Raw genomic sequence first — 14,684 nt, forward strand, 5'->3', positions numbered from 1 at the left:
GTCAGGCGCCCGTGCTCGCGGTGGACGCCGGGGAGACGTCCGTGTCGCGGCGCCTGCGCACCGCCCAGAACACCGTGCTGCCGGCGACGACGGTGACCCCGACGCCGATCACGCCCGCGAGGCCGCCGGACAGCCGGGCGTCGGCGACGTCCCGGACGCCGTAGTCGGCGAGCGGGGAGTCGGAGGCGGCGTGCTTGCCGGTCTTCTTGTCGATGCCCTGGTCGTGCGCGACCTTCTCCAGGCCGTCGGGGTTCGCGGAGGCGTAGAAGCTCACGAAGCCGGCGAGGACCAGCGAGGTGACCAGACCGGTCAGCCACAGGGTGCGCCGGGAGGTGCGTGCCGCCACGGGGGCGGCCGGCGCGGGGGCGTCCACCAGCTCGCCGTTCACCCGCAGCCGCAGACGCTGTCGCAGCCCGCGCGCGCCGTGCACCAGGTCCGGGCGCACGGCGATCACGGCACCCACGGTGAGGGCGGTGATCACGGCCTCGCCGATGCCGATCAGCACATGGACGCCGATCATCGCGGTGGCCACCTTGCCGATGGAGACGTCGGTGGTGCCGCCCACGGCGTACATGAGCGTGAAGGCGACGGCGGCGGCCGGTACCGACACCAGCGCGGCGACGAAGGAGGCGACGGTGACCGAGCGCCGCTTGCGGGGCAGCACGGCGAGCAGCCCGCGGAAGAGGGCGTAGGACACGACCGTGGTGACGATCGCCATATCGGTGATGTTCACGCCGAGCGCGGTGAGCCCGCCGTCCGCGAACAGCACACCCTGCATGAGCAGCACAACGGACACGCACAGCACCCCCGTGAAGGGGCCGACGAGTATCGCGGCGAGCGCGCCGCCCAGCAGATGACCGCTTGTTCCGGCCGCCACGGGGAAGTTGAGCATCTGTACGGCGAAGATGAACGCGGCCACCAAGCCGGCCAGCGGAGCGGTGCGCTCGTCGAGTTCACGGCGGGCACCCCGCAGGCTCACCGCGATGGCGCCGGCGGCGACCACCCCGGTGACGGCGGAGACAGGGGCGTTGATGAATCCGTCAGGTACGTGCACCCTACGAGTTTAGGGCCTTGTTGCGAATGGTTTGCAAGAGAGACGTCGTCTCCATCTCGCGGAGGTGCAAATCGGAAAATATGGGACATTAGAGGAGAAGCGGATGTATAGCTTCCGCTTATGTGACTGAGCGTGAGAGGGCGGTCCGATGTCTGTAGTCGAACAGTACGCGCGCGCCCATATCGTCACGGACGAGGAGGATCCGGGGGCCGTACCCGTCGTGCTGCGCTACGACCCCGACAGTGATCCGCGGGCGGTGCACGTCGACCTGCCCGGCACGCACGAGTGGACCTTCTCCCGCGACCTGCTCGAACAGGGACTGACCGCGCCGGCCGAGAGCGGCGACGTGCGGGTGTGGCCGTGCGGACGCGTCCAGGCCGTGGTCGAGTTCCACACCGACGGCGGTGTCTCGGTGGTGCAGTTCGAGTCGAAGGCGCTGATCAGATTCCTGCGCCGGACCTACCGGGCCGAGCCGGTGGTGAACTGACCCGGAGCCGGAGCCGGAGCCGGAGCCGGAGCCGGAGCCGGAGCCGGAGCCGGGCCGGCGACGGCCGAGGGGCTCAGCTCCCCTGCTTCAGCAGCGCCGCGACGATCGGCCCGGCCGTGTCGCCGCCGTGGCCGCCCGCCTGCACCACACCGGCGGCCGCGAGGTCGCCCCGGTACGCGGTGAACCAGCCGTTGGGCTTCTTCTGCCCGTCGACCTCGGCCGAACCGGTCTTCGCGCCGTAGTCGGGGCCGAGGCCGGACATGGCCTCGGCGGCGGTGCCGTAGGCCGCCGTGTACCGCATCAGCTCCCGCAGCTGCGACAGCGTCCCGCCCGACAGGGTGCGGGACGCGGTGGCCAGCTTGCGGTGGTCGACCGACGGGGAGACCAGGTAGGGCTGGTGGAAGCCGCCCGACTGCACCGTCGCGGCGACCGACGCCATGTTCAGCGGGTTCATGCGCACCCCGCCCTGCCCGATCAGCGACGCGGCCATCTGCGCCGCCGACTGCACCGGCACCGAGCCGTCGAAGGTCGGCACACCGATCGCCCAGTTGTTCATGGACAGGCCGAAGACCTGCTGGGCCTGCCTGGTCAGATCGCCGTTCTCCAGCTTCTTCGCCTGGCTGATGAAGGCGGTGTTGCAGGAGCGGGCGAAGCTCGCCTTGAACGTGCCGCCCTTGATCTCGAAGTCGTCGTCGTTGTGGAACTTCCAGCCGCCGTAGGTGAACGTCTTCGGGCACGGGTGCTTCTTGTCCACCGAGGCCAGGCCCTTGTCGATCAGCAGCGACGAGGTGACGACCTTCATCGTGGACCCGGGCGCCAGGGAGCCCTGGAAGGCGGTGTTGAAGCCGTGCCCGCTGTTGGCGACCGCGAGGATCTCCCCGGTCGAGGGCCGCACGACCACCACCGAGGCCTTGTCCCGCTTGCCGACCTGCTGCTCGGCCGTCGCCTGCAGGGCCGGGTCGAGCGTGGTGCGTACGGTCCCCGGCGTGCCCTTGCTCAGCTCCAGCAGCGTCTTGTCGGACAGCTCGGCCGCCTTGGACGCCTTGCCGCGCACCACGCGCAGCTCCACGCCGGCCCTGCCGCCCGCCGTCTTGCCGTACTTCTCGCGCAGGCCGTCCAGCACGGTGCCCAGCGAGGGGAACTTCGCGGCCGTCAGCTCCGCGCCGTCCCGGTCCAGCGCCGTCACCGGCGGGGTGCCGGACGCGCCGGTGACGAGCCGGTCGCCGTCCTTGAGATCCGGGTGAACGACCGAGGAGTGCCAGCCGACCAGTGGTCTGCCGTCGCTCTTGCGCCGTACGACCGTGAGCGAGCTGTCGTAGCCGAGCGGCTTGCCGGTGCTCTTGTACGACACCGTCGCCTTGACGGAGAACGGCACCTTGGCACCGGCGGCCCTGCCGGCGGTGAGCGTGACGTCCTTCAGGTGGGCGTCCTCGGTGGTGCCGGTGAGCAGCTCGGCCGCGGCGGAGGGGTCGTCGGTGGCGGCCGCGGCCTCGGTCACCCTGCCGTGCTGCCAGGCGGTGAGGAAACGGGTGGAGGCCGTGCGTACCTCGGCGGCGCTGAGCGGGCCCGTCTTGACGGTCGGGCCGGACGGCCGGTCGTCGGCCGCCGCCCCGCCGCCGTACAGCGCGTAGACGCCGAGCCCGGCACCGCCGACGACCACGGCGATCATCCCGCCGAGCATCACCGGTCTGTTCTTCCGCCGCTCGGCGACGCGCCTTCTCTTGCCCACAGCCTCAGTTCCTCCACGCCTTCACCGGCGTTCCCACGGCCCGCTCACCCCAACGACGCCGACCAGCCTAAAGTCCCCGGCCGCGCGGGTGACGTCAGCCCGCGCTCCGTAGCACGCTTGCGACAATAGGCCCGGCCGCGTCGACGCCGTGCCCGCCGTCCTGGACCATCGCGGCGGAGGCCATGTCGTTGCGGTACCCGGCGAACCAACTGTCCGACTTCGCCTGTCCGTCGGACTCGGCCGAACCCGTCTTCGCGCCGATGCTCCCGCCGAGCCCGGACATGACGGTGGCCGCCGTGCCGCTGGTCGCGGTGCGGTTCATCATCGCGCGGAGCTGCTGGACGGTGCTCCGCGACAGCCCGCGGGCGCGGGCCGGCTCGCGGTGGTCCAGGGCCAGCGGCACGATCACCGGCTGGCGGAAGGCTCCGGTCATCGCGGTCGCCGTGACGGAGGCCATGTTCAGCGGGCTCATCTGCACCTGGCCCTGGCCGATCAGGTTGGCCGCGGAGTCCGGGCCGCCGGAGGCGGGCACCCGGCCGTCGAACGACGGCACGCCGATCTTCCAGTCGTCGCGCCCGAGCCCGAACCGGTCCTGCGCCTCCTTGGTGAGGGCGTCCACCCCGAGGTCGTCGGCGAACTTCACGAACGCCGTGTTGCAGGAGCGGGCGAAGCTCTCCGAGAGGGTGGCGTTCTCGTTGGGGGGCAGGTTCTTGAGGTTGTGGAACGTCTGGCTCTGCCAGACGGCGGTCGGCGGGCAGGGAGCCTTGCCGTTCGCACTGGTCAGACCGGTGTCGATGAGGGCCGCCGCGCTGATGATCTTCATGGTGGAGCCGGGCGGCCGCTCGCCCAGCAGGGCCGCGTCGAAGCCGTCCGTACGGTTGTTGGCGACGGCCAGGATCTCGCCGGTGCTGGGCTTCACGGCCACGACGGACGCGTCCGCGTACTTCCGCACCGCCGTCTCCGCCGCCGCCTGCGCGCTCGCGCTGAGCGTGGTGCGCAGCTTGCCGGGTCTGCCCTTGGCAAGGGTGAGCAGGGTGGTGTCGGCCGGGCTCTCCTCGCCGGTTCCCTGGTGGCGTATCACCAGTTCGACGCCGGGCCGGCCGTCCGTCGTGTCGCCGTAGCGCTTGCGCAGCTCGTCCAGGACCGGGCCGAGCGAGGGGTACTTCTCCTTCGACAGCACCCGCCCGTCGCGGTCCTCGGCCTCGATCTCGGGCGCCGCGGACTCACCGGTCGCGAGGGTGTCGCCCTTGCGCAGCCGCGGGTGCACGACGGAGGGCTGCCAGTCGACCAGCGCGCGGTGCGAGGTCTCGCCGCGCACCACGGTCAACGTGCTCCGGTAGCCGAGCGGTTGGGACTTCCCTTGGTATGACACCGTTGTCCGGACCGTGAACGGCACGGTCGCGCCGGTGACCGCGCCGGGCTTGATGTGCACCTTGGTGAGGTGCGCGTCGCTCCGGTACGCCGTCAGCAACTCCCGGGCGGCCTCGGGAAAGTTGGTGTACGAGGCCGCCGCGCCGGCGTCCCCCTTCTCCCACGCGGCGAAGAACTTCCCCGTGGTGTCCTTCACCTCGTCCCGGCTGGGCGGCCCGGTCCGGACGGCGGCCGCGCCCCCCGTCCCGCCGTCGCCGTTCAGCGCGGCCAGGATGTTGTAGGCGCCGTAGCCGGCACCGCCCAGCATCACCGCGCACACGCCGCCTATGACCCCGGCCTTCACTCCGCTGCGCATCAGGCGCGTCCTCTCCCCGTTTCCCCGTGGGGACCTGCCGCGCCCGGAGTCTCCTGAACGCGTTCAAAAGCAGGTCGCAGCGGAACTGTAAGCGGTTGTGGGGCTGTTGTGAGCGGCGTTGCCGATTGTTGTCCGAAGAGAGACGTAGCCGTCCGGCCGATCACCCGACATGTGCGGCAATGGTTCGCGCACACTCCATCGACTCGGCGTGCGCGGTGTCCACCTCCAGGTCGTACGTCACCCCCTGATGCACGAGCTCCGCCTGCGAAGCGGCCATACCGGTGACCCGGTCACCCCGCGCGACCTCGCGCCCCGCGGCCACACCGGCATCGCACCGCACCCCCACCCACAGCACCCCGAGCCCGTCCAGCGCCTTCCGCCACCGCGCCTGGGACTCCGCCCCGCCGAGGAACACCTCGTCCACGACGACCCGCGCACCCGCCCGGACCATCGCGGTGATCCCCTCGATCCACGCGGCCTCCAGCGTCCGGAACTCCGCGCCGACGACCACCTCGCCGTCCGCCCCGAACTCGATCCCGCCGTCCCCGGCCCGCATCGACCCCGGCAGCGCGTCGACGAACGTGTCCGTCCCGAACGCCAGCCACGCCCCGGGCAACACCGCCTGAAGGCACCGGACGATCCCGGACTTACCCGAACTGGATCCACCGTTGAGCACGATCACCTGAGTCGTCACGGGGTCACGGTAGGGGGATGGGGGCGGGGGCGAAACGGAATATCGGGGGGCGATGGCGCTCTCAGTCGGTGGTCGGCTCAGGGGTCGCGATGACGTACGTCCCCTTCGCGGGCAGGGTCGCGACCAGGCCGCGCTTGCGCAGCTCGACGACGGCCCGCCGCACGGTGCCGATGCTCACGCCGTACAGCTCGGTCATCGCACGCTCACCGGGCAGCGCCGCGCCCTGCGGCAGTTTGCCGGAGGCGATCTCGGCGGCGATGGCATCCGCAAGCTTCACGTACTCGTAGCGCGGCAGCTCAGTCATGGCTCAACGGTGAAGCACTGCGACGCATCGCGCAGTGGCAGGACGCTGTACGACGCGTCGGGACGCGGTAGGACGGAGTAGGGTGCAGGGGGACGCGGTTATCGCTATCGTCAGTAATGACAAGACCCCGGCGAGGTGGCTAGACCTCCCGGGGCGCGGCCAACGCTTACCAGGAGCGCCGACATGCACGACCTTATCCGCCGCCTCACCCATTGGCTGGCCATTCTCCTCGGCCCGGGCACCGGATCCCACCGAGCCGGCGGCCCCCGCCCTCTCCAGCCCCCGCCCAGGCGCCCCAACGACTCCCTCTGCCTCCCCGCCCACCGCTCGCCGTACTGCCTGCACCTCCCTCTGGACGGCTCCGAGTCCCGGCTCGTCCGCCCCTACCTCACGGCCCACGAGCAGGAAAGGGCACGTCAACGGCATCGCCGCCGCACCCTCGTCCTCGCCGCCGACTTCGGCATCGACCTCGACCAACACGTGATCGGCGCGGAGAGGACGGCGGCCTGATGGACGCACGCACCACGCTCAGACTGCTCCCCTGGTCGTCACCGGAGGGCAAGCCCTGTTTCCTCGCCAACGCGAGCGAGGGCGGCTACCTCTCACGGCTGGCCGACGAAACGGAGGATCTGCAACTGTCCGAAGGCCTGGAGGTACTGGTCGCGGCCCGGAAGCTGCTCGGTGACCCCCTGTCCCCGAACGTCGAGGTCCGCTACACCGCGATCCGGCTCTCGGAGTGCCTGGCCGACGCACTACGCGTGGCCGAGTCCCGCGGCCGCCGCCTTCCCTCGCCGGGCGACACCGGCGGTGGCTGACGGTCCACGAGGGCCGCGGGGGCGCGGCGTGCTGCCGTGCCCCCGGGTCTCCTCCGACCGGCTACACCCACGTATCCAGCCACATCCGCGACCGCCAGTCGTCGATCGGGATCGCCGTCCCTGTGTACAGCGGCCAGAAGTAGACGAAGTTCCAGGCGATCAGCAGCACCAGTACGCCCGCCGACGAGGCGCCGATCAGGCGGCGGGTGTCCGTCGAGCCCGGGGGGCCGATGACGGCGCCGATGAGCATGGCCAGGGCCAGGCAGAGGAAGGGGAGGAAGACGACCGCGTAGAAGAGGAAGATCGTCCGCTCCTGGTACATGAACCAGGGCAGATAGCCGGCCGCGATGCCGCAGGCGATCGCGCCCGCCCGCCAGTCGCGGCGGAACGCCCAGCGCCAGAGGACGTACAGGAGGGCGGCGATGCCCGCCCACCACAGGACGGGGGTGCCGATGGCCAGGACCTCGCGGGCGCACTTCCCGCCCGCGCCGGCCGGGCAGCCGTCGGCGCCGGGGGCCGGGGACTCGTAGAAGTACGAGACCGGGCGGCCCAGGACCAGCCAGCTCCACGGGTTGGACTGGTAGGTGTGCGGCGTCGACAGGCCGACGTGGAACTTGTAGACCTCGTGCTCGTAGTGCCACAGGCTGCGCAGCCAGTCCGGCAGGAAGGTCCAGTGGCCGCCCCTGCCGTCGGTCGCCGCCCAGTTGCGGAAGTAGCCGCCGGTGCCGTCGGTCGGGGACAGGATCCAGCCGAGCCAGGAGAGCAGGTACACGCCGATCGCCACCGGGACGGTCGCGAGGAACGTGATGCCCGTGTCGTGCTTCAGCGCCGCCAGGTACGGGTGGCGGGCGCCGGCCACCTTGCGCGCGCCGACGTCCCACAGCACCGCCAGCACACAGAACGCGGCCAGGATGTACAGGCCGTTCCACTTGGTGCCGATGGCCAGACCCAGCATCAGCCCCGCGCCCCAGCGCCAGGGCCGCAGGCCGAGGCGGAGCGTGTCGGCCACGTCCGCGTCCGGGCGGGCCCGGCCGTCCGCGTCGACCGGGAGCGCGGCCGCCAGCCTCGCGCGCGACCTGTCCCGGTCGACGACCAGGCAGCCGAACGCGGCCACCACGAAGAACATCAGCACGCCGTCCAGCAGCGACGTGCGGCTCATCACGAAGTGCAGGCCGTCCACCGCCATCAGCGCGCCCGCCAGGCAGCCGAGGAACGTCGAGCGGAACATCCGGCGCCCGATCCGGCACAGCAGCAGCACGGAGAGCGTCCCCAGCAGGGCCGTCATGAACCGCCAGCCGAACGGGTCGAACCCGAACACCAGCTCGCCCAGGCCGATGACGTACTTGCCGACCGGCGGGTGCACGACGTACGCCGCGTCCGTGGGGATCGCGAGATGCCCGTGCGTCTGGAGCACCGCGTCGTTGGCGTTCTTGTCCCAGTTGACCTCGAAACCCCGGTGGACGAGCGCCCAGGCGTCCTTGGCGTAGTACGTCTCGTCGAATATCACCGCACGCGGGCTGCCCAGGTGCCAGAACCGCATCAGGCCCGCCATCAGCGTCACCAGCAGCGGCCCGCCCCAGCCCGACCAGCGGGTGAGCCGCTCGGCCAGGACCGGCGGCACGCCCAGCACCTGCCACAGGCGGGGGCTCGGCTCGTTGTACGGCGGAACCAGCCGGTCACGCACGTCGCCCGCGGGCGCGTCCCCCGCCGGTGCGTACCCGAATCGGCGCAGCCGCTGCTGCCAGGTCGGCCGCTGGTCGTGCGGTGCCTGGCCCGGCCGGAGGTCCATGGAGGACGCGGTACTGGTCACCGCGCCATCGTAGGGAAACGTTCTGTGTGAGTCCCGTGCATGGCGGTACCGGTCGGGACACGGTCGTCCTCCCGACCGCCCCGCGGTCCCTGCGAGGATGGGGGGCGTGACTGGAACCCTTGTCCTCGCAGGTACCCCCATCGGCGACATCGCGGACGCGCCGCCCCGGCTGGCCGAGGAGCTGGCCGGCGCCGACCTCGTCGCCGCCGAGGACACCCGGCGGCTGCGCCGGCTCACCCAGGCGCTGGGCGTCACGCCCAGGGGCCGCGTCGTGTCGTACTTCGAGGGCAACGAGTCCGCCCGCACGCCCGAGCTGGTCCAGGAGCTGCTCGGCGGCGCGCGCGTGCTGCTGGTGACGGACGCGGGCATGCCGTCGGTCTCCGACCCGGGATACCGGCTGGTCGCCGCGGCGGTGGAGGAGGACATCAAGGTCACCGCCGTACCGGGTCCGTCCGCCGTGCTCACCGCCCTCGCCCTGTCCGGGCTGCCCGTCGACCGGTTCTGCTTCGAGGGCTTCCTGCCGCGCAAGGCGGGCGAGCGGCTCTCCCGGCTGCGCGAGGTGGCCGGTGAGCGGCGCACGCTCGTCTACTTCGAGGCCCCGCACCGGCTCGACGACACGCTCGCCGCGATGGCCGAGGTGTTCGGCGCGGAGCGGCGGGCCGCCGTCTGCCGCGAGCTGACCAAGACCTACGAGGAGGTGCGGCGCGGCCCGCTGGCCGAGCTGGCCGAGTGGGCCGCCGAGGGGGTCCGCGGGGAGATCACCGTCGTGGTGGAGGGCGCCGCCGAGACCGGCCCGGAGGAACTCGACGCCGGGGAACTGGTCCGCCGGGTGCGCATCCGTGAGGAGGCCGGGGAGCGGCGCAAGGAGGCGATCGCGGCGGTGGCGGTGGAGGCCGGGCTGCCCAAGAGGGTGGTGTTCGACGCCGTGGTCGCCGCGAAGAAGGACGGGGCCGTCTAGCCGAGGAAGGGCGGGGCCGTCCGGCGGGAGCGGCCCCGGGAGCCGTCCGGCGGGAGCGGCCCCGGGAGCCGTCCGTACAGGGGGCGTTCAGGGGCGCACTCACCCTCTGAGCAGGCCTCTTCTCCGCTGAGCGCGCGCCCCAACGCGCGGCAAAGGGGCGGCACGCAAGGCAAAGGCCGAAACGCCCGTCCGGGCCCGTTTCGGCAAGGAGAGTCCAAAACGCCTCCAACACTCGACAGGCCTGATGCGTTCGCGCCGCTGAGGGCGTCCACTGGTCGCGGGGACGCACCCGTCCCGCACCCCGGACCCGCGGGGGGAACCCGCGCCGGGGTGCCTGTCCAGCGGACAACTGGAGCCGGCATGAGTGAGATCGCAGGACGGACCGGCCTTCGCGGCACCGCCACCGCCGTCGTTCACGAGTCGTACGCCTTCGCCTGTATGAGGTGCGGGTTCGGCTGGGAGCAGTCGTACGAGATAGAGCACCACCTGGACGGCGACGGCCAGGAGTACGTGATGTACGTGGCCGAGGGCCGGGTCGTGCCGTCCCCGCTGAGCCGCCCCGCCTGCCACAACTGCGACGGTCACGTCGTGCGGATCATGCGCGCCGGGCAGGTCTCCTCGGTGCGCGGTGCGGCCCAGGGCCGCCGGGTGCCCCCGGCGGGCCCCGTCGAGGCGCCCCAGGTGCCGGGGCAGGCCGCCGAGCCGCACCACTGGCACCTGTCCGATCTCCTCCACCCCTTCCAGCGCAGGGCGAGCTGAGCCGACGGCCCCGGCCGCCCCGGCATGCCCCTTTCGTAGGATCGGGGCATGCCTTCGAACGCCGACAAGAACGCGGCACCGCCGCTCCCGCCGCCGCTGCGGGTGCCCGTGGCCGACTCCCACACCCACCTCGACATGCAGTCGGGCACGGTCGAGGAGGGCCTCGCCAAGGCCGCGTCGGTGGGTGTGACGACGGTCGTCCAGGTCGGCTGCGACATCAAGGGCTCCCAGTGGGCCGCGGAGACCGCCGCGGCCCACGCCGGCGTCCACGCCACGGTCGCCCTGCACCCCAACGAGGCCCCGCGCATCGTCCACGGCGACCCCGACGGCTGGTCGCGGCAGGGCGCCCGTGAGCCGGGCGGCGACGCGGCGCTGGACGACGCGCTCGCCGAGATCGACCGGCTCGCCGCGCTGCCCCAGGTCAAGGGCGTCGGCGAGACGGGGCTCGACCACTTCCGCACCGGGCCGGAGGGCAAGGAGGCGCAGGAGCGGTCCTTCCGCGCCCACATCGAGATCGCCAAGCGGCACGGCAAGGCCCTCGTCATCCACGACCGGGACGCGCACGCCGACGTCCTGCGCGTGCTGCGGGAGGAGGGCGCCCCCGAGCGCACCGTCTTCCACTGCTACTCCGGCGACGCCGAGATGGCGGAGATCTGCGCCCGCGAGGGCTACTACATGTCGTTCGCCGGCAACGTCACCTTCAAGAACGCCCAGAACCTGCGCGACGCCCTCGCCGTCGCCCCGCTGGAACTGGTCCTCGTGGAGACCGACGCCCCCTTCCTGACCCCCGCGCCGTACCGGGGCCGGCCCAACGCGCCGTACCTCGTCCCCGTCACGGTGCGCGCGATGGCCGCCGTGCGCGGCATCGACGAGGACGCGCTGGCCACGGCCCTGGGTGCGAACACCGCTCGCGCGTTCGGTTACTGATCACCCGGACAACCGCGTGTACGTTCGGAACTGCGACAGTACGTAGTCGCGTCGCTTTGGAGAGTGACGAACGCTCCGCTAGGTTCTGTGGGCCCGAACCGGACCCCTCTGGCCTCTGGAGCGTGTCGGCGTGAGCAGATCGCAGCACGAGACGTACGGCCCCTACGGCCATGACGCCTCAGTCCACACGGCGGAGACACTGCCGTCCGGCGTGAGCAAGGACACCTACCGGCCCGCCTACGAGGCCGAGGCGTACTTCGTCAGCGAGCCGCCACCGTCCCGCACGCCCACCCTGTCCATGACGGTGAGTGACGAGGCGGGAGCGGTGCACCAGGAGCCCGAGGCGCCCGTGCCGGGCGGCCGGCGGGCGGCCCGGCGGCGCCGGCGGCGCTTCGGTGAGCGGCCGGACTCCGCCGTGCGCCGGCTGCTGCCGCAGGCGCTGGTCGTCGCGTTCCTCGCCGGCGGCACCACCGCCTTCGTCGCCGAGGACAAGGCGGTCGAGCTGAGCGTCGACGGCCGCCAGCGCACCCTGCACACCTTCGCCGACGACGTCTCCGGGCTGCTCGCCGAGGAGGGGCTGCGGGTCGGCGGACACGACATGATCGCGCCCGCCCCCGGCACGGCCCTCGCCAGCGGCGACGAGGTCGCGGTGCGCTACGGACGCCCGGTACGGCTCAAGCTGGACGGCCAGGAGCGCCGGGTGTGGACGACGTCCCCCACCGTGGACGGGGCGCTGCGCGAGCTGGGGGTGCGGGCCGAGGGCGCGTACCTGTCGTCCTCGCGCTCCCGGACCATCGGCCGCGCCGGACTGGAGCTGGACGTGCGCACCGAGCGCGCCGTCACGGTCATGGCGGACGGCCGCGCCCGCACCATCCGTACCAACGCGGCCACCGTCCGGGAGGCCGTCGAGGAGGCCGGCATCGCGCTGCGCGGCCAGGACACCACCTCGGTCCCGCCGGAGAGCTTCCCGCGCGACGGGCAGACGGTGACCGTGCTGCGGGTGCACGGCTTCCGCGAGGTGCGCGAGGAGCGGATCCCGTTCCATGTGAAGCGGGTGAAGGACTCCTCCCTGTTCCGCGGCACCGAGGTCGTCCAGCGGCCCGGGCGCCCGGGGCTGCGGCAGGTCACCTACTACCTGCGCACCGTCAACGGCGTCCGGGAGAAGGCGCGCCGGGAGTCCTCGGAGGTGGTGCGCCGGCCCCGCACCCAGGTCGTGAAGATCGGCACCAAGGCCCGTCCGGCCTCCGGCCGGGGGGCCGACGGCCTGAACTGGCGCGCCCTCGCCGCCTGCGAGTCCGGCGGCCGGCCCAACGCGGTCGACCCGTCGGGCACGTACGGCGGGCTCTACCAGTTCGACACGAGCACCTGGCGCAGCCTCGGCGGCAGCGGGCGCCCGCAGGACGCGACGGCCGCGGAGCAGACGAACCGCGCGAAGAAGCTGTACGTGCGCCGCGGCGCCAGCCCCTGGCCGCACTGCGGCCCGCGCCTGCACCACCGGTGAGGACGGGGAGCCGGGCGAGGGGGTCCCGGCGGCCCCGTACCCTTGTCCCGTGACCAGCCCCACCTCCGACTCCCTCCTCGGCCCCGCCGACATCCGCGAGCTCGCGGCCGCGCTCGGTGTCCGTCCCACCAAGCAGCGCGGCCAGAACTTCGTGATCGACGCCAACACGGTCCGCCGTATCGTCCGCACCGCCGGGGTCCGCCCCGAGGACGTGGTCGTCGAGGTCGGCCCGGGGCTCGGCTCCCTCACCCTCGCGCTGCTGGAGGCCGCCGACCGGGTCACCGCCGTCGAGATCGACGACGTGCTCGCCGCCGCCCTCCCCGCGACCATCGCCGCCCGCATGCCGGAGCGCGCCGACCGGTTCGCCCTCGTCCACTCCGACGCCATGCACGTCACCGAGCTGCCCGGCCCCGCCCCGACGGCCCTGGTGGCGAACCTGCCGTACAACGTCGCCGTCCCCGTGCTGCTGCACATGCTCGACACCTTCCCCGGCATCGAGCGGACGCTGGTGATGGTGCAGGCCGAGGTCGCCGACCGGCTGGCCGCCGCGCCCGGCTCCAAGGTGTACGGCGTGCCCTCCGTGAAGGCCAACTGGTACGCCGAGGTCAAGCGGGCCGGTGCCATCGGGCGCAACGTCTTCTGGCCCGCGCCGAACGTCGACAGCGGACTGGTGTCGCTGGTCCGGCGGACCGAGCCGATCAGGACGACGGCCTCCAAGAAGGAGGTCTTCGCGGTCGTCGACGCGGCGTTCGCGCAGCGCCGCAAGACCCTGCGGGCCGCGCTCGCCGGCTGGGCGGGCTCCGCGGCGGCCGCCGAGGCCGCGCTGGTCGCGGCCGGGGTCTCGCCGCAGGCGCGGGGCGAGTCGCTGACGGTGGAGGAGTTCGCGCGGATCGCCGAGGCCGCGCCGGCGAGGGGAACGGCCCCCGCGGCCCCGCACGAGGAGTCCGGCACGTGAGCGTCACCGTCCGCGTCCCCGCCAAGGTCAACGTCCAGCTCGGGGTGGGCGCCGCCCGCCCCGACGGATTCCACGACCTCGCCAACGTCTTCCTCGCGGTCGGCCTGTACGACGAGGTCACCGTCACCCCCGCCGACGAGCTCCGCGTGACCTGCGAGGGGCCGGACGCGGACCAGGTCCCGCTGGACCGCACCAACCTCGCCGCGCGCGCGGCGATCGCGCTCGCCGGGCGCCGGGGCATCGAGCCGGCCGTGCACATCCACATCGCCAAGGACATCCCGGTCGCCGGCGGCATGGCGGGCGGCAGCGCGGACGGCGCGGGCGCGCTGCTCGCCTGCAACACGCTGTGGGGCACCGGCGCCTCGCGCGCCGAGCTGCTCGCCGTCTGCGCCGAACTGGGCAGCGACGTGCCGTTCAGCCTGGTCGGGGGCGCCGCCCTCGGTGTCGGGCGCGGCGAACGGCTGACGGTCCTGGAGACCGGCGGCACCTTCCACTGGGTGTTCGCGATGGCCGGGCGCGGCCTGTCGACGCCGGCGGTGTTCCGCGAGTTCGACCGGCTCGCGGAAGGACGCGAGATCCCCGAGCCGGTGGCCCGGCCGGAGTTGCTGGAGGCGCTGGCCAAGGGCGACACCGAGGCCCTGGCCGCCTCCCTCACCAACGACCTCCAGCCGGCCGCCCTGTCCCTCTTCCCCGAGCTGGCCGACACCCTGCGGGCAGGACGCGGCGCCGGCGCACTGGCCACGCTGGTCTCCGGATCCGGCCCGACGACGGCGTTCCTCACCCGCGACGCGGGCTCCGCGGAGAAGGTCGCGGGCGCACTGCGCGCCTCGGGCACGTGCCGCACGGTACGGACGGCGGCCGGACCGGCACCCGGGGCGACGGTGCTCTGAGACCGCCCCCCGCCACCCTCCCGACAGGCCCTAGGCTAGAAGGCTGACAGGCGGCGCGGCCGCGTGTCGAGACAG

The 14,684-nt window shown here is 72.9% G+C and carries 15 protein-coding genes; 9 read left to right on the top strand and 6 right to left on the bottom strand.

The genetic code is table 11. From position 1 onward, the window contains the following. Position 1: 1 nt before the first annotated feature. On the bottom strand, positions 2-1,054 hold the full coding sequence (locus ACWCPN_RS08815) for an energy-coupling factor ABC transporter permease (RefSeq protein ID WP_451203600.1): 1,053 nt from the start codon (positions 1,052-1,054) through the stop codon (positions 2-4). 148 nt (positions 1,055-1,202) lie between these two features. On the opposite strand from ACWCPN_RS08815, the gene ACWCPN_RS08820 reads away from it, so the two are divergent. Continuing rightward, the gene (locus ACWCPN_RS08820) at positions 1,203-1,541 is read left to right on the top strand and encodes an SsgA family sporulation/cell division regulator (RefSeq protein ID WP_451203602.1); all 339 of its coding nucleotides are present in this window, start codon (positions 1,203-1,205) and stop codon (positions 1,539-1,541) included. Between the two features lie 73 nt (positions 1,542-1,614). On the opposite strand, the gene ACWCPN_RS08825 is transcribed toward ACWCPN_RS08820, so the two are convergent. From ACWCPN_RS08825 to ACWCPN_RS08840, 4 genes are all read right to left on the bottom strand, one after another. Continuing rightward, on the bottom strand, positions 1,615-3,270 hold the full coding sequence (locus ACWCPN_RS08825; protein WP_451203603.1) for a penicillin-binding transpeptidase domain-containing protein: 1,656 nt from the start codon (positions 3,268-3,270) through the stop codon (positions 1,615-1,617). A 94-nt stretch (positions 3,271-3,364) separates the two neighbouring features. Then, positions 3,365-4,996, bottom strand: coding sequence for a penicillin-binding transpeptidase domain-containing protein (locus tag ACWCPN_RS08830; RefSeq protein WP_451203605.1), 1,632 nt, complete (start codon positions 4,994-4,996; stop codon positions 3,365-3,367). 160 nt (positions 4,997-5,156) lie between these two features. Next, positions 5,157-5,690, bottom strand: a complete 534-nt coding sequence (cpt, locus tag ACWCPN_RS08835) for a chloramphenicol phosphotransferase CPT (protein WP_451203607.1) — start codon at positions 5,688-5,690, stop codon at positions 5,157-5,159. Between the two features lie 61 nt (positions 5,691-5,751). Further along, positions 5,752-5,994, bottom strand: coding sequence for a winged helix-turn-helix domain-containing protein (locus tag ACWCPN_RS08840; protein ID WP_199210861.1), 243 nt, complete (start codon positions 5,992-5,994; stop codon positions 5,752-5,754). 183 nt (positions 5,995-6,177) lie between these two features. Between ACWCPN_RS08840 and ACWCPN_RS08845 the strand changes: the two genes are divergently transcribed. Together ACWCPN_RS08845 and ACWCPN_RS08850 are read left to right on the top strand one after the other, a co-directional pair. After that, complete coding sequence (locus ACWCPN_RS08845) at positions 6,178-6,504, top strand: hypothetical protein (protein WP_451203609.1); 327 nt, start codon at positions 6,178-6,180, stop codon at positions 6,502-6,504. After that, the gene (locus ACWCPN_RS08850; protein WP_451203611.1) at positions 6,504-6,809 is read left to right on the top strand and encodes a hypothetical protein; all 306 of its coding nucleotides are present in this window, start codon (positions 6,504-6,506) and stop codon (positions 6,807-6,809) included. Before ACWCPN_RS08845 ends, ACWCPN_RS08850 begins: the two co-directional genes overlap by 1 nt. Positions 6,810-6,870: 61 nt before the next feature. Here ACWCPN_RS08850 and ACWCPN_RS08855 read toward each other — a convergent pair whose 3' ends face one another. Beyond that, positions 6,871-8,619, bottom strand: a complete 1,749-nt coding sequence (locus tag ACWCPN_RS08855) for a dolichyl-phosphate-mannose--protein mannosyltransferase (protein WP_451203613.1) — start codon at positions 8,617-8,619, stop codon at positions 6,871-6,873. Between the two features lie 106 nt (positions 8,620-8,725). Between ACWCPN_RS08855 and rsmI the strand changes: the two genes are divergently transcribed. From rsmI to ACWCPN_RS08885, 6 genes are all read left to right on the top strand, one after another. Then, a complete protein-coding gene (rsmI, locus tag ACWCPN_RS08860) occupies positions 8,726-9,577 on the top strand; it encodes a 16S rRNA (cytidine(1402)-2'-O)-methyltransferase (protein WP_451203615.1) in 852 nt (283 codons plus the stop codon). A 360-nt stretch (positions 9,578-9,937) separates the two neighbouring features. Next, positions 9,938-10,336 (top strand): hypothetical protein, encoded by a 399-nt coding sequence (locus tag ACWCPN_RS08865; protein ID WP_451203617.1) that lies wholly within the window; start codon positions 9,938-9,940, stop codon positions 10,334-10,336. A gap of 48 nt (positions 10,337-10,384) precedes the next feature. Then, positions 10,385-11,263, top strand: a complete 879-nt coding sequence (locus ACWCPN_RS08870) for a TatD family hydrolase (protein ID WP_392295469.1) — start codon at positions 10,385-10,387, stop codon at positions 11,261-11,263. Between the two features lie 130 nt (positions 11,264-11,393). Beyond that, complete coding sequence (locus ACWCPN_RS08875) at positions 11,394-12,764, top strand: ubiquitin-like domain-containing protein (RefSeq protein WP_451203619.1); 1,371 nt, start codon at positions 11,394-11,396, stop codon at positions 12,762-12,764. Between the two features lie 49 nt (positions 12,765-12,813). Beyond that, positions 12,814-13,719 (top strand): 16S rRNA (adenine(1518)-N(6)/adenine(1519)-N(6))-dimethyltransferase RsmA, encoded by a 906-nt coding sequence (gene rsmA, locus ACWCPN_RS08880; protein WP_451203621.1) that lies wholly within the window; start codon positions 12,814-12,816, stop codon positions 13,717-13,719. Continuing rightward, positions 13,716-14,609, top strand: coding sequence for a 4-(cytidine 5'-diphospho)-2-C-methyl-D-erythritol kinase (locus ACWCPN_RS08885; protein WP_451203623.1), 894 nt, complete (start codon positions 13,716-13,718; stop codon positions 14,607-14,609). Before rsmA ends, ACWCPN_RS08885 begins: the two co-directional genes overlap by 4 nt. Positions 14,610-14,684: the final 75 nt, after the last annotated feature.

It is taken from the genome of Streptomyces sp. NPDC002386, from assembly GCF_053593175.1.

Coding starts and splice junctions, on each gene's coding strand:
- ACWCPN_RS08820 (WP_451203602.1), top strand. CDS start 1,203: ATGTCTGTAGTCGAACAGTACGCGCGCGCCCATATCGTCACGGACGAG.
- ACWCPN_RS08830 (WP_451203605.1), bottom strand. CDS start 4,996: ATGCGCAGCGGAGTGAAGGCCGGGGTCATAGGCGGCGTGTGCGCGGTG.
- ACWCPN_RS08840 (WP_199210861.1), bottom strand. CDS start 5,994: ATGACTGAGCTGCCGCGCTACGAGTACGTGAAGCTTGCGGATGCCATC.
- ACWCPN_RS08845 (WP_451203609.1), top strand. CDS start 6,178: ATGCACGACCTTATCCGCCGCCTCACCCATTGGCTGGCCATTCTCCTC.
- ACWCPN_RS08850 (WP_451203611.1), top strand. CDS start 6,504: ATGGACGCACGCACCACGCTCAGACTGCTCCCCTGGTCGTCACCGGAG.
- ACWCPN_RS08865 (WP_451203617.1), top strand. CDS start 9,938: ATGAGTGAGATCGCAGGACGGACCGGCCTTCGCGGCACCGCCACCGCC.
- ACWCPN_RS08870 (WP_392295469.1), top strand. CDS start 10,385: ATGCCTTCGAACGCCGACAAGAACGCGGCACCGCCGCTCCCGCCGCCG.